16 protein-coding genes are annotated in these 13,959 nt (G+C 44.4%); 13 read left to right on the top strand and 3 right to left on the bottom strand.

Going from position 1 to position 13,959, the window contains the following annotated elements:
• The first annotated feature begins 1 nt into the window (after position 1).
• The 3 genes from K0036_RS18580 to K0036_RS18570 all read left to right on the top strand — a co-directional run bounded on the left by K0036_RS18580 (position 2) and on the right by K0036_RS18570 (position 2,419).
• A complete protein-coding gene (locus tag K0036_RS18580; protein ID WP_220430389.1) occupies positions 2 to 712 on the top strand; it encodes a DUF6382 domain-containing protein in 711 nt (236 codons plus the stop codon).
• A gap of 62 nt (positions 713 to 774) precedes the next feature.
• On the top strand, positions 775 to 1,701 hold the full coding sequence (locus K0036_RS18575; protein WP_220430388.1) for an Rpn family recombination-promoting nuclease/putative transposase: 927 nt from the start codon (positions 775 to 777) through the stop codon (positions 1,699 to 1,701).
• A 103-nt stretch (positions 1,702 to 1,804) separates the two neighbouring features.
• Positions 1,805 to 2,419 (top strand): rhomboid family intramembrane serine protease, encoded by a 615-nt coding sequence (locus K0036_RS18570; RefSeq protein WP_025641076.1) that lies wholly within the window; start codon positions 1,805 to 1,807, stop codon positions 2,417 to 2,419.
• Here K0036_RS18570 and K0036_RS18565 read toward each other — a convergent pair.
• A complete protein-coding gene (locus K0036_RS18565; RefSeq protein WP_025641077.1) occupies positions 2,360 to 3,112 on the bottom strand; it encodes a sensor histidine kinase in 753 nt (250 codons plus the stop codon). The two genes, K0036_RS18570 and K0036_RS18565, sit on opposite strands and share 60 nt — an antisense overlap.
• 87 nt (positions 3,113 to 3,199) lie before the next feature.
• On the opposite strand from K0036_RS18565, the gene K0036_RS18560 reads away from it, so the two are divergent.
• Both K0036_RS18560 and K0036_RS18555 read left to right on the top strand, forming a co-directional pair.
• On the top strand, positions 3,200 to 3,610 hold the full coding sequence (locus tag K0036_RS18560; protein WP_025641078.1) for an HIT family protein: 411 nt from the start codon (positions 3,200 to 3,202) through the stop codon (positions 3,608 to 3,610).
• Between the two features lie 25 nt (positions 3,611 to 3,635).
• Positions 3,636 to 4,193, top strand: a complete 558-nt coding sequence (locus K0036_RS18555; protein ID WP_220430387.1) for an RNA polymerase sigma factor — start codon at positions 3,636 to 3,638, stop codon at positions 4,191 to 4,193.
• A 64-nt stretch (positions 4,194 to 4,257) separates the two neighbouring features.
• Here the strand turns inward: K0036_RS18555 and K0036_RS18550 are convergent, their stop codons facing one another.
• Positions 4,258 to 5,325, bottom strand: a complete 1,068-nt coding sequence (locus K0036_RS18550) for an undecaprenyldiphospho-muramoylpentapeptide beta-N-acetylglucosaminyltransferase (protein ID WP_220430386.1) — start codon at positions 5,323 to 5,325, stop codon at positions 4,258 to 4,260.
• A gap of 177 nt (positions 5,326 to 5,502) precedes the next feature.
• On the opposite strand from K0036_RS18550, the gene K0036_RS18545 reads away from it, so the two are divergent.
• Positions 5,503 to 6,363, top strand: a complete 861-nt coding sequence (locus K0036_RS18545; RefSeq protein ID WP_220430385.1) for a DUF4367 domain-containing protein — start codon at positions 5,503 to 5,505, stop codon at positions 6,361 to 6,363.
• A 74-nt stretch (positions 6,364 to 6,437) separates the two neighbouring features.
• On the top strand, positions 6,438 to 6,920 hold the full coding sequence (locus tag K0036_RS18540) for a DUF6147 family protein (protein ID WP_220430384.1): 483 nt from the start codon (positions 6,438 to 6,440) through the stop codon (positions 6,918 to 6,920).
• 367 nt (positions 6,921 to 7,287) lie between these two features.
• Here the strand turns inward: K0036_RS18540 and K0036_RS18535 are convergent, their stop codons facing one another.
• Positions 7,288 to 7,530 carry a TIGR03905 family TSCPD domain-containing protein gene (locus K0036_RS18535; RefSeq protein WP_025641088.1) on the bottom strand — a complete coding sequence of 81 codons (243 nt, stop codon included), beginning with the start codon at positions 7,528 to 7,530 and terminating at the stop codon, positions 7,288 to 7,290.
• Between the two features lie 227 nt (positions 7,531 to 7,757).
• On the opposite strand from K0036_RS18535, the gene K0036_RS18530 reads away from it, so the two are divergent.
• From K0036_RS18530 to holB, 6 genes are all read left to right on the top strand, one after another.
• Positions 7,758 to 8,450: a 5'-methylthioadenosine/adenosylhomocysteine nucleosidase gene (locus K0036_RS18530; protein ID WP_220430383.1), complete on the top strand. Its 693-nt coding sequence runs from the start codon at positions 7,758 to 7,760 to the stop codon at positions 8,448 to 8,450.
• A 129-nt stretch (positions 8,451 to 8,579) separates the two neighbouring features.
• Positions 8,580 to 9,524, top strand: coding sequence for a hypothetical protein (locus K0036_RS18525; protein ID WP_220430382.1), 945 nt, complete (start codon positions 8,580 to 8,582; stop codon positions 9,522 to 9,524).
• A 73-nt stretch (positions 9,525 to 9,597) separates the two neighbouring features.
• Positions 9,598 to 10,947 (top strand): glucose-6-phosphate isomerase, encoded by a 1,350-nt coding sequence (locus tag K0036_RS18520; protein WP_025641092.1) that lies wholly within the window; start codon positions 9,598 to 9,600, stop codon positions 10,945 to 10,947.
• A complete protein-coding gene (locus tag K0036_RS18515; protein ID WP_025641093.1) occupies positions 10,947 to 12,401 on the top strand; it encodes an aminotransferase class I/II-fold pyridoxal phosphate-dependent enzyme in 1,455 nt (484 codons plus the stop codon). Before K0036_RS18520 ends, K0036_RS18515 begins: the two co-directional genes overlap by 1 nt.
• Complete coding sequence (locus tag K0036_RS18510) at positions 12,394 to 12,981, top strand: guanylate kinase (RefSeq protein WP_220430381.1); 588 nt, start codon at positions 12,394 to 12,396, stop codon at positions 12,979 to 12,981. Before K0036_RS18515 ends, K0036_RS18510 begins: the two co-directional genes overlap by 8 nt.
• The gene (gene holB, locus K0036_RS18505) at positions 12,968 to 13,957 is read left to right on the top strand and encodes a DNA polymerase III subunit delta' (protein WP_220430380.1); all 990 of its coding nucleotides are present in this window, start codon (positions 12,968 to 12,970) and stop codon (positions 13,955 to 13,957) included. Before K0036_RS18510 ends, holB begins: the two co-directional genes overlap by 14 nt.
• Positions 13,958 to 13,959: the final 2 nt, after the last annotated feature.

Raw genomic sequence — 13,959 nt, 5'->3', positions numbered from 1 at the left:
GATGGAACGTAAGATTACAATTGAAGAACATACCTTATATCAAGAAGACTATCAAATACGGATGCTGAAGGCGAGTTCGCTGGATGGGATTCTGAAGGTTGGCGCAAGAGGAATGAACGGCAGCAGTTATTATGATTATGATGTCAGTGGGAAAGTTTCCATGAAAGCAATGTATGAGCGAAGCAAGATCAGTGGAGAGGACCTTAAGCTGTTTCTGACGCAGTTCAAGGCAGTTATTAAAGAAGTGGAGGCGTATTTGCTGAATATACATTGTATCTTGCTGAAGCCGGAATATATCTTCTATGAGGAGAGCAGATTCTTTTTCTGCTATTATCCTCTGGCAGATCAGGACCTGTGGGAAGAGTTTCATACATTGACAGAGTATTTTGTCAGGCAGGGGGATTATGAAGACCAGGAGTGCGTCCGCCTGGTTTTTCTGCTTCATAAGGCCACAATGGAAGAGAATTACAGCCTGGAAAAGATTATGGCAGAATGCCTGAAACATCCTGAAAAGGAAGAAACAGTAGAGGAGATAGAAGAAATGGAATATGATACAAAGGAACATGACTGGATTACGGAACAGGAGATGGGAAGTTCCATTATGAAAGAAACAGAAAACCTGTGGACGCCTGTGAAACGATTTCTCAATAAGCATAAAAAACCTAAGTGGGGCGACTGGGATGGGCTGCATATAGAGGAAGAAGAACTATAAATACAATCTGGAAAATGGATTGTTAAGAGGAATCAGATTGTGGTAAAATAAAGGAGAAACATATGGGGAAAACAAAAGATTTGATACCATTAAAAGAGTTAAACCTTACGAACCGTTTTCTGTTTGATGAAGTGCTGGAAGATCCGCAGACACATCAGGATATTCTCAGTATTATCTTTGGAAGGGATATTCCTTTGCTGGAACAAAATGAGACGGAAAAAGAGTTGAGGGTATCGCCGCATCTGCGTGCAGTTCGGATGGATGTATACGCCATGGATGAAGAAAAGTCAGTTTACAACACCGAAATGCAGCAGAAAAAAAGGACGGACTTGGCAAAGCGCAGCAGATATTACCAGTCTATGATAGACGCAGGCCTTCTGGAACCGGGAATTCCGGATTATAACCAGTTAAATAATTCGTATATTATTATAATCACTCCATTCGACCTGTTTGGATATGGCAGATATGTGTACACGTTTCGTGCTGGATGCCTGGAAGAGCCCGAATGCTGCCTTGAAGATGGAGCGGTCCGCATATTTCTGAATACCCGGGGAAAGAATGATGGCGAGGTATCCAAAGAACTAGTGGGATTCCTGCGTTATGTGGAAGACACTACGGATGAAGTGGCTGCAGATATGGACAGCGAACGGATTAAGCGTATCCATAACCGTGTGCGTAAGGTAAAAGCCAGTGAAGAAGTAGGGGTGAAGTATATGCAGGCATGGGAAGAAAGGTACTACGACAAAGAAGAGGCAAGGCAGGAAGGGCTGGAAGAAGGAAGGCAGGAAGGACTGGAAGAAGGAAGACAGAAAGGATTGGAAGAAGGAAGGCAGGAAGGAAGAGAAATAGGAAAACAGGAAGCCATTAAAAATTTAATCAGAAAAAAATTAAAAAAGGGCTGTTCGGCAGAGGAAATTGCGGATATACTGGAAGAGGAACTGGGCATGATCCAGGGGCTTATTGATGAGATAGAGAAAGAAAATCTGTGAATAATCAATAAAGAATAGATTTTGAGGTTACTATTTTTCAATCTTATGCTATACTGATAGAGAATAAAATCAGAAGAGATGTCAGAAAGCGGTTAAGTGATACATGAATAGCAAGAAGATGAAGGCTCCATGTACAATTTTATTACTGGCTGCCAATGTGGCAGTGTTCTTTTTGCTGTCCTTTCAAGGCGCGACGGAAGACGGGCTTTTTATGCTGGAACATGGGGCAATGTATGTACCCTTTATTACCGAACAGGGAGAATACTACCGGATGTTTACCAGCATGTTTCTTCATTTTGGCTTTGAGCATCTCTTTAACAATATGATTACGCTGGCATTGATCGGCTGGAACCTGGAAGTCGAGATTGGCAGCATCAGGTTTTTGGTTATATATATTCTAAGCGGTCTGGGTGGAAATATCCTGTCCTCATGGTGGGACATCCGCTTGGCAGACTATGCCATATCTGCCGGAGCCTCGGGAGCAATTTTTGGAATTATCGGTGCTTTATTATATGTAGCAATCCGCAACAGAGGTCGGATCGGCGATATATCGGGCAGAGGCATTGTCTTTATGATTTTTATTACGCTTTATTATGGATACTCTAGCGGAGGAGTTGACAATATGGCTCATATCGGCGGATTGGTGACGGGATTCCTGCTATGCATCCTGCTGTACTGGAAGCGTAAGCGTGAAGACAGTTCCTTTATCCAATACTGATTCTACCGTTAGAGAACCGTGATGGGCCGAAACGATACGCTTGGCTATTGCAAGGCCTAAGCCAGTGCCGTTTTGCTTATGGGTTATGAATGGCTCGAATATTGTGGACAGGTCTTCTGGCGCGATGCCACAGCCAGTGTCGGATATAGTAATAACGACCTGCTGGTTTTGGAAGGCAGCAGACAAAGAGATGGCCGCATGATCCTTATCCGGGCATGAAAGAACCGCATCCTGGGCATTTCTTAGCAAGTTTAGAATTACTTGCTTCATTTTCATAGGATCAATGCATACGGGTGGAAGCGTGGTAGGGATCTTTGAAGTAAATTCAATCTGTGAATCCACAAGGGTGGAAGCGAAGGATAGCGCGATCTTTCTCAAAAAGGTTCGTGCATCTGTTGAAGCGCATTCCAGACGCTCGCCATTGTTATATGAGGAGAGCTGCTCTAATAACTGCTTCATATATTCAATATCTTGCCGCATTCCTTCCCAATGAGGAAAGGTTAATACTTCCGGATGCTGGGATTCAATTAATTGCAAGGTGCTGTATACGAGCGTCAATGGGTTACGGATTTCGTGACTGATGGTGCTGATGTCCATGCGATGGGACTCCAGGAGTCGTGTGAGAAGTTCTTTTTTCTGTGGACTTTCTGCCATGATTTGTTGTAATTTGTCGTAGTCTGTCGTTGAAAACATAGTTATTACCGCCCTTTCTGAACTAACAGTTTAGCATTGGCGGCTAAAATAATCAATCACTATTTTAAAGAAAGAGGGATGATAAAAATGAAGGACGAAAACTGCATATTCTGTAAACTTGCCAATGGTGAAATCCCTACAGCTACATTATATGAAGATGAGGATTTCAGGGTAATACTGGATGCAAGTCCGGCATCAAAAGGTCACGCTTTGATAATTCCAAAGGAACATTATGCTAATCTGTATGAATTAGATGATGAGTTGGCCGGAAAAGCGCTTGTGCTTGCCAAGAAGATGATTACGAAGCTAACAGGCATCCTGGACTGTGATGGTTATAATATTGTCCAGAACAATGGCGAGTCGGCAGGGCAGACCGTATTCCACTTCCATATGCATATGATTCCAAGACATACTGGCGACGGCGTGGGCCTGGGATGGAAGATGGGCGAATTGACAGAAGAAGATAAAAATGATATCTTATCAAAGATAAAAAAATAAGGAAGCGAAGGATAAACAAGCGAGTGTGGAGTCGATAGGAAAAGTGGCCTTTGATGTAATCTATGAGGACAATGTCGAGATTGTGTATAAGGTAGCAGCAAAATATTGTGGAAATCATCACACTGCGGAAGAGATTGCACAAAGTGTTTTCATGAAATTGTATATGAATATGGATCATGTAAATCTTGATGCAGTGCGTCCGTGGTTAGTTTTGACAACTAAGTATATGGCACTGAATGTGATTAGAGATCGGAAACGTGAAGTTTTGGTTGATGAGCTGCTGTATGAAAAGCATGATAAGGCACCATCCGATTTTGATGACAGTACAGAGGACGTATTTATCAGAAAATTAAAAGAACGGGCAAGCAGGGAACTTGTAAAAGATATATTTTCGGCCTTGTATGATCTTAATCCCAGTTGGTATGAAGCAGTCACAATTACATATGTTCTGGAAAAGCCGCAAAAGGAAGTTGCAGAGATCATGGGTGTGAAACTGGAGACGCTTCATAGTATGTTGTATAGAGCAAAGAAATGGATTCGGAAGCATTTCGAGGAACAGTTTGACCACTTGAACAAAGCATAAAACAGGTGCCTAAGAGACACCTGTTTTATATATTGCCATTGTGCTGAAGTACGTGAAGTACGGATTATTTTTTGGATACAGCTTCTATTAAATCTATAATAGTATCAATAGAATTCTGCTGTGGGGAGTTCTTCATAGCGCTTATGTAAGAATCCCGGTTCTCATATAGACGCAGGATGGATTGTAGAAGGACCTCTTTATTGAGTTCCTCTTCCTCCAGTACAATGCTGTATCCCTGACGCTCGAAGGAACGGGCATTGAGTATCTGATCCCCACGGCTTGCATTGGCGGAAAGTGGAATCAGAAGATTTGGCTTATGGAGAGCCAGCAATTCGCAGATAGCATTGGCGCCAGCTCGGGATATTACTATATCTGTCAATGCAAAAAGGTCTTTTAATTCTTCTTTGACGTATTCGAATTGAGCATATCCCTCCAAGCCTTTCAACGATTCGTCAACCTTTCCCTTGCCGCATAGATGTACGACTTGGAAGTCTTTCAGAAGTTCGGGAAGGATGCCTCGCACTGCATCGTTAACGGCGACAGAGCCAAGGCTTCCTCCGACAACCATGATAACAGGCTTGTCAGTGGTAAATCCCAGGAATTCCTTTGCCTTATACTTGTCACCGGACAACAGTTCCTGACGGATAGGAGAGCCTGTAAGCACGGCCTTTCCTTCCGGAAGATGCTCTAAAGTCTCGGGAAAATTGCAGCAGACCTTGGTTGCCGAAGATAAGGATATCTTATTAGCAAGGCCAGGGGTCATGTCTGACTCATGGATAATCGTTGGCACGTGATGGCTCTTTCCGGCCAATACCACCGGGACAGAGACAAAGCCGCCTTTGGAGAAGATGACATCTGGCTTTAATATCTTGACTAGTTTTCGCGCTTCTCCAAGTCCTTTGACAACACGGAAAGGATCTGTAAAATTCTGTACGCTGAAGTAGCGCCGCAATTTTCCGGAGGATATCCCGTGATAAGGAATCCCAAATTGCTGGATCAGTTCTTTTTCGATACCATTATAGGAACCTATATAATGGATATCATATTGTAATTCTTTGAGCCGTGGCAAAAGGGCAATGTTAGGCGTAACATGGCCAGCGGTGCCGCCGCCTGTTAAGATTATACGTTTCATAATGACCTCCCAATTTTGTTTGTAGGTAGAAAATATGCCATAAGGACACTTGTTATAATTATATTATACGTTTACAATGGATTTGGTCAAGAGAAACAGTAGATTTAAAGCAGGGGTTGACAGTTATGTATATAGAAGTTATCTAATCAAGGATAAATAGAAATATAGGGGTAAGTGATGAAGGGAAAAAAGGACCAGTTTGAACACATGATAACCGAAGACTTTGAGCAGCTAGCGAAGGAAGAGGAAGAAGAAATCCTGAAGGATGACAGCATCCAGATGCCGGAAGGGTTCAAAGAATCACTCAGAGCAAAACTGGAAGAGCAGATCAAGGAGAAGGAAAGAGAAGAACTATACTCTAAGTTATCAGAAGAAGACAGGCTTGCATTAGAAGTAGGGCACAAGGTACTAGAGGAAGAAAAGAATAAAGAAGTTGAAATCGAAGTTACGCGTAAAAAGAAACGGCGCAAGCTGTATCTTACCTTGGCGGCATCACTTGTATTGGTTATGGCCATTAGCGTGACTAGTATAGGCGGACCTGGTAGGGTGGTTACCCTAGTGAAGCAGGCGATCGGGGATAGAGAAGTTGAAAAAATAAATTCTAGTGATGAGAATCTAACGATTATTGAGGAAAGCGAAGAAAAAGCCTACAATAGAATTGGTGAGGAATTTGGTACAGAACCAGTTAAAATAATTCACTCGGTTAAAAATATGAAGTTTTCTAGAATGGAATTTGATAAGACTATACAAACAGCAGAATTAATATATAATTTTGATAAAGGGAATGTTGTTTACATTATCAATGCATCTTATTCAGATAGTTCTTGGGGAATAGATGTAGAAGATGAGATTATTGATAATTATTTTTTGGAAGTGCAAGGAAGACAAATCGAAATAAAGCAATATAAGATTAAAAAAACTGGAGAAGATAGATTTTCCGCACGTTTTGATGAAATGGGCTTAGAATATTTCCTTGTGGCGACTATGACTAAGGAAGAGTTTGAGACTATAGTTAAAAACTTATATTTTATGAAATAAATTGCGTCAGTATTTGTCGAGTTATGTGTTTATATAAATGAGGGTAAAGAAAATTATGAGGATGGAGGTGAAAGATGAGGAAAAGATTGCTATCGACATTCTATATTGTTATTTTAGTGCTGTTTATATCAGTCAAAATATCAGTTGTTGCTCAAGCATCAACTAAACAAACCATATTAGATGGTTCTTATTTGACCCATGACGATGAATCAATAGGATATGCACAAAATATTACTAGAGGAGAAGACCTTTTGACAGGATATTCTAAGTGTGTCCGATTAAGCGCCGGGAAGATATATGCGGGTGGAACCACCATTGCAGCACATAATGTTGACCAGGTGAAAGTTGCAGTTATAATTGAAAGAGCAAAAGAAGGTGATACAGCCTGGGAATTTTATGATAGTTGGCAAAAGGAATTGGCGGATAGCGATAGGGTTGGCTCTAATCGTACCTTAATGGTTGAAGGAGGGTATTACTATCGAGTCCGATCTACACACTCAGCTAATTATGATATGAGCAGTTCATTTACAGATGGTGTATATATAGAAAGTCCATAGAAGTCTAAAGTCCATTTAATAAATAAGAAAAAGAAGAAAACCAAAAGAAAAACATTTTGCAATCTGAAAAACAAATTTAGAAAACAAAAATGCCAATATGCTATATCCGGGGAGATTGTGGGAAGCGCCGTCCGCGGTGCAACAGGAGAAACTATTAACAATAATTTCGACCTTACATTGAGAAACCGTAGACCCACGAGACGGGTTAAAGTCGTCGTAGACGGTGCTTCCCACAATCTCTCCGGAATCAAGAGAAAAACGTATAAGACAAAAAGGACAGAAAAGGATGCGAGGTTATATGCTAGGCCTCGTATCCTTTTTCATTGTACCGGAGATTGGTAGTCGCAGATTTCCGGTGCAGCGATGCCTATTGGCTGATTGCTTTCTTTAATGCATATGCCAGCTGATCCGGGCAGGATGTAGACTTATAGCCGCATGTGATGCCCTCCAGCCGGGATATAACATCGTGTACGTTCATTCCTCTGATCAGGCTGCAGATACCTTTGGTGTTGCCGTTGCAGCCTCCTACAAATTCTACGTTTTTAACGATATCTCCGTCCAACTCTACACGAATTAGTTGAGAACAGACACCATGTGGTCTGTATTCCATAAATATTGCCTCCCTTGTTTGCTCTTCATTATAGATTATTAATATAATAAATATTCAATTCGGATTATAGCAAAGAAATCATAGGATTTCTATATCTTTTGTGATATTTCAGAAAAATGTAATATTTTGAATCACAGATACCAAATGCTATATAAGTTGGCATCGTGATTTAGTTGTGATAAACTACCAACATGGAGTAATCGTGATAGAAGGAGGATAAGGTTGATATGATAGGGATTATCGGAGCAATGGAAGAAGAAGTTGCAGCATTGAAGGAAGATATGGATATTCAGGAGACGGTAGAGCAGGCATCCATGGTTTTCTGCAAGGGAAAACTGTGCGGCAAGGACGTGGTGGTAGTCAGAAGTGGAATTGGCAAGGTCAATGCCGGTATCTGCGCCCAGATACTTGTGGACAGGTTCCGGGCAGACATGCTGATCAATACCGGAATCGCAGGCTCTCTGGATGCGAGAATAGATATTGGCGATATGGTTATCTCCACGGATGCCCTTCACCATGATATGGACGCTACCATATTCGGGGATGCCATCGGGCAGATACCTAGGATGGATACGCTGGCATTTCCGGCAGATGAAGAACTCGTGCAGAAGGCAGCCAAGGCTAATGAGAAGGCGAACCCGGACATCCGCACATTTACCGGAAGGGTGGCAAGCGGCGACCAATTCATCTCATCCGGGAAGGCAAAAGAAAAGATCGTGGAGAACTTCCATCCACTGTGCGTAGAGATGGAAGGAGCCGGGATTGCACAGGCAGCATACCTGAACAAAGTTTCGTATGTCATAATCCGTGCCATTTCGGACAAAGCTGACAACAGCGCGACCATGGACTACCCTACCTTTGAAAGACAGGCGATCGCCCACAGCGTAAGGCTTATGAAGGAATTGCTGACAATGATATAATTATGGCTGGACGAAGATTCTTAAGAATCTGACAGATTCCTCCATATCGGGGGTCAGAATCTGTAGAACGGTTTTTATACCCTCCTTTGGAATTTCAAGTATAATTCTAAGCAAAAGGAGGGCTTTTTTATGTTAGAAATTATACTGGACAAGCACGTGATATTCGTGCTAATGGGAATCCTGACGGTCATAGGGATTGTGAGTAAACTGATTGCAAATGTAACTTTGAAACAGCTGGTGCGCGCAGCCGGGAATATGAATAAAAGCACCCACCCGCTCATGCGCCTGGTGCGCGCCAAATTCGAACATGCCTGCATGATCAGCGATACGGTGGAGAATGTCAGGGTGTTTGTAGACAAGTACTTGTATGAGTACAAGGTTATCGGAATGAAGCTGCACAGCTGGAGGCGTATGGAGAAGGCCACAGCCGGACTGTGCCTGATACTGGGAGCGGCGGGGGCGCTTCTTGAGTATGCGGTAAATGGAATGGGCGACATGGTGATTAAGACCGGGGCTGCTGGCGCCGGGCTTGCCATTCTGATCTACCTGGTCCATCTGACCACGGACGAGGAATACCGTATGGAGGCAGTGCAGAACTATATGGTTGACTATCTGGAAAATGTATGCCTGCATCGATATGAAAAGGCGTACCAGAAAGAGATCAAGGTCATGGCGCCGGAGACGCCTGCATCCGAATTTGGGGTAGTGCCGGATTTGGAGGAAGAGGATGACGAGGACATATTTGCGATAGAGAAAGAGCCGGAGACTCAGCGCCAAAAGGCGGCAAAGGTAGTAAAGACAGCCAGGGAAGAAGAGGATCCGAAGAAATCCTCCAGAACAGATAAGAACGACAGGGGAGAGCCGGAGAGGCCAATGCCGAGAAAAGAAGTGCCGTCGCCTACCACGCCTCCGGAGATTACCAGTCCGACCATGCCGGAACCATATGAGGTGCCGGATGTGACTCCGCAGATTCAAGCGGCATCGGCAGACCGGAAGGCAAGAAGGGAAAAAGAGAAGGAAGAAGTGGCAAAAGACGTGCTGATACGGCAGATACTGGAGGAGTTTATGGCTTGATTAAAAGTGGCCGATTTGATAAAATAAAATAGTACATATTTATAAGATGGTAAGATGGAAGGAAGGGGTCACTATGAACAATAAAGTAACATTTGACTATTCTAAAGCAAAGACATTTATTTCAGAGCATGAGATTGAATCTATGAAGAAGATCGCTGAACAGGCGAAGGCAGAACTTCTTGGCCGGGAAGGGGCGGGGAATGATTTCCTTGGCTGGATCGACCTTCCGGTGGATTATGATAAGGAAGAATTCGCGCGTATTCAGAAAGCAGCGGTAAAGATTCAGGGGGATTCAGAGGTGCTCCTTGTAATTGGCATTGGTGGCTCTTACCTTGGAGCAAGAGCGGCAATCGAGTTCTTGCGCCACAACTTCTATAATATGGTATCTAAGGAAATCCGTAAGACTCCGGAGATCTATTATGTAGGCAACAGCATCAGCAGTACATACCTTAAGCATCTGATAGATGTGATAGGAGACAGGGACTTTTCCGTAAATATTATCTCAAAGTCAGGAACAACCACGGAGCCAGCCATTGCTTTCCGTATCTTTAAAGGGATGCTGGAGAAGAAGTACGGCAAGGCGGAAGCGGCAAAGAGGATCTACGCTACTACCGACAAGGCAAGGGGAGCGCTTAAGAACCTGGCTACAGAAGAAGGATATGAGACCTTCGTAGTTCCGGATGACGTAGGCGGCCGCTTCTCTGTATTGACGGCGGTGGGACTTCTTCCGATCGCAGTCAGCGGCGCAGATATAGAGAAATTAATGGAAGGCGCGGCGTCTGCAAGAGAGAGGGCGATTGGCGATCCGTACGAGAGCAACGATGCCGTTATGTATGCGGCGATCCGCAATATTCTCCACAGAAAAGGAAAAGCCATCGAGATTCTTGCAAACTACGAGCCAAGCCTCCACTATGTATCCGAGTGGTGGAAGCAGCTCTGCGGGGAGAGCGAAGGCAAAGACCAGAAGGGAATCTATCCGGCGTCTGTTGACCTTACCACAGACCTTCATTCCATGGGGCAGTTCATCCAGGACGGAAGCCGTATCATGTTTGAGACAGTCCTGAACGTGGAGGAATCTGCCGAGGAGATCAGAATTCAGGAAGAGCCGGTCGACCTTGACGGTCTGAACTATCTGGCGGGGCAGACCGTTGATTTTGTCAACAAGAGCGCCATGAATGGCACGCTTCTTGCCCATACGGATGGAAATGTTCCGAACCTTATTGTAAATGTTCCAAGGCAGGATGAGTTCTCTTTGGGACAGCTGTTCTACTTCTTTGAATTTGCCATTGGCGTAAGCGGATATATATCCGGCGTGAATCCATTTAACCAGCCAGGCGTGGAGAGTTATAAGAAGAACATGTTCGCGCTGCTTGGAAAGCCGGGCTTTGAAAAGGAAAGAGAAGAATTATTAAAGAGATTATAATGAGCACAATATATGATAAGTTAAAAGACTATAGCGACTCGGACTATTATGGGTTTCATATGCCGGGCCATAAACGGAATCTGGACATGCTCAAGTCCACGGTTCCCTATAAGATTGATATTACGGAGATTGAGGGATTTGACGACCTTCATCATGCAGAGGGGATCCTGAAGGAGGCTCAGATTCGGGCGGCCAGGATCTACCATGCGGACGAGACGCATTTCCTCATCAATGGAAGTACCGTAGGAATCTTAAGCGCCATTGCAGGCGTAACCAAAAAAGGAGATACCATACTTGTGGCAAGAAATTGCCACAAGTCTGTGTATCATGCCATATATATGAATGAATTGAATCCGGTGTATCTATATCCTGAATTCAATCATTGTGCGCAGCTCAATACAGAGGTTTCCGTAGACGATGTGAGGGAGGCTCTTGACAAGTATCCTTCCATTCGGGCAGTGGTCATCGTGTCGCCTACTTATGACGGCGTGGTATCGGATGTGGAAGCCATAGCAGAAGCGGTCCATGAAAAAGGCATACCACTGATTGTGGATGAAGCCCATGGAGCGCATTTTGGCTTTCATCCATATTTTCCTCAGAACGCTAATACGAGGGGAGCGGATATCGTGATCCACAGCCTTCACAAGACATTGCCGGCGCTGACGCAGACTGCGCTTCTGCATATCAATGGAAGCCTTGCAAGCCGCAAGGGAGTCCGGGATTATCTGCGGATGCTCCAGTCCAGCAGCCCGTCTTATGTATTGATGTCCAGCATAGACTCCTGCATCGATATGCTGGAAAACAGAAGGAAGGAACTGTTCGATCCTTATGTCAAGATGCTGGAGAAGATGCGGGGGAGGCTTAGACAGTTGAAACGCCTGGAACTGGTGGAGACAGAGAGTTTTGACAGGTCCAAGATCGTCATATCCGTCCGGCATGCTGACATGAGTAGCAAAAGGCTATACAGGATACTGCTGGATGAATACCATCTGCAGATGGAGATGGTAGCAGGGACGTATATACTGGCAATGACATCCATAGGAGACACGGAGGATGGCATGGAGCGTCTGGCAAGGGCGCTGGAAGAGATTGATGCCCAGGCGGACGAACGGATGCGTTCGGGGAATTGTCTGGAAGAGACGCCCGCGCTTATCGGGGCAAGCCTACCCAGGCTGGAAGTGGTATATAACAGTTCCGTGATGGAGAATATGCTGGATGAGGCTGCGATCAGCGCAGCGCTTGGAAGCGAGGTCCGGCGTTTGCCGTGGAAGGAAAGCGTTGGGCATATATCCACGGAGTATGCATATCTCTATCCTCCTGGAAGTCCTTTGATCGTACCGGGAGAAAGGGTATCACAAGAGGCGGCAGATATGTTACAATGGTATCGTAACCTTAGATTCGCTATTGAAGGATTGAAAGAAGACCAGTATATCGAGGTTTGGATGCATGGGTAAGATTTATTATATGATGGGAAAGAGTTCTTCCGGGAAGGATACGCTGTTTAAGGAAGTCAAGAAGGCATTGCCCTGGCTTCAGACGATTACGCTGTATACTACCCGGCCGATCCGGGAAGGAGAGCGGGACGGCGTAGAATACTTTTTCGTTTCAGAGGATACATTAAATGCATATGAGAAGCAAGGGAAGGTGATAGAGCAGCGCGCCTATGATACGGTGCACGGCATCTGGAAGTATGCGACCGTTGATGATGGCCAGATCAACCTTGGTACATCGGACTATCTGGTAATCGGAACCCTTCAGTCTTATGAACAGATGCAGAAGTTTTACGGGCCTGATAAACTGGTGCCGATTTATATCGAGGTAGAAGACGGCGAGCGGCTTGCCAGGGCTCTGGCGCGGGAGCGGGAGCAGGAGGTGCCCAAATACGCGGAATTATGCAGAAGATTTCTTGCAGATACGAAGGATTTCGCAGAAGAGAATCTGAAAAGCCTTGGAATACAGAAAAGATTTGTGAATGATAATAGAACACGATGCTTAGAAGAAATTATAGGGGAAATACGACATGGGAACGTTTAAAGATGTGGTTGGCCACAAAGACATTATTAATTATATCAGGAATGCGGTAAGAGAGGACAAGGTGTCCCACGCTTATATATTGAATGGAGAGCGGGGAGCCGGCAAGAAGATGCTGGCGAATCTGTTTGCCGCCACATTACTGTGCGAGAAAGGCGGGCCGGATCCGTGTAATGAATGCCATTCCTGCAGACAGGCAGAAAGCGGCAACCATCCGGATATTATAAAGGTTACACACGAGAAGCCAAATTCTATAAGTGTGGACGACATCCGGGAACAGGTGAATAATACGATTATGATAAAGCCCTACCAGGGACCATATAAGGTATACATTATTCCCCAGGCGGACATGATGACGCCCCAGGCGCAGAATGCCCTGCTGAAAACGATCGAGGAGCCGCCGGAATATGCGGTAATCATGCTTCTTACAGAGAATGCGGATACGCTGCTGCCGACGATCAATTCCAGGTGCGTAATGCTGAAACTGCGTAATATCAAGGATACCCTGATTAAGAAGTATCTGATGGAGACCATGCAGGTTCCGGATTATAAGGCGGATATGTGCACTGCATTTGCCCAGGGAAATATGGGACGTGCCATTATGCTGGCGAATTCCGAACATTTTAATGAGATCCGCGATGAGGCGGTGCAGCTGCTGAAGTACATCAATGAGATGGAGTTAAGCGAGATCGTGCAGGCGGTAAGCCGGATCACGGCATATAAGCTGGAAATCAATGACTATCTGGATATTATTATGATATGGTATCGGGATGTCTTATTATATAAAGCAACCAAGGATATGGATAAGGTCGTATTCAAAGACCAGTTAAAATATATCAAAGAGCGGGCTAAGAGAAGTTCCTATGAAGGAATCGAGCTCATTATAGAAAGCCTGGAAAAAGCCAAAGCCAGATTAAAAGCCAATGTTAACTTTGATCTGGTAATGGAACTGTTGTTCCTGACAATAAAGGAGAATTAACA

This window comes from [Clostridium] scindens (assembly GCF_019597925.1).
Classification (GTDB): Bacteria; Bacillota; Clostridia; order Lachnospirales; family Lachnospiraceae; genus Clostridium_AP.
Note: the sequence above shows the minus strand (reverse complement) of the source record. Positions and strands in the feature narration are given on the sequence as shown.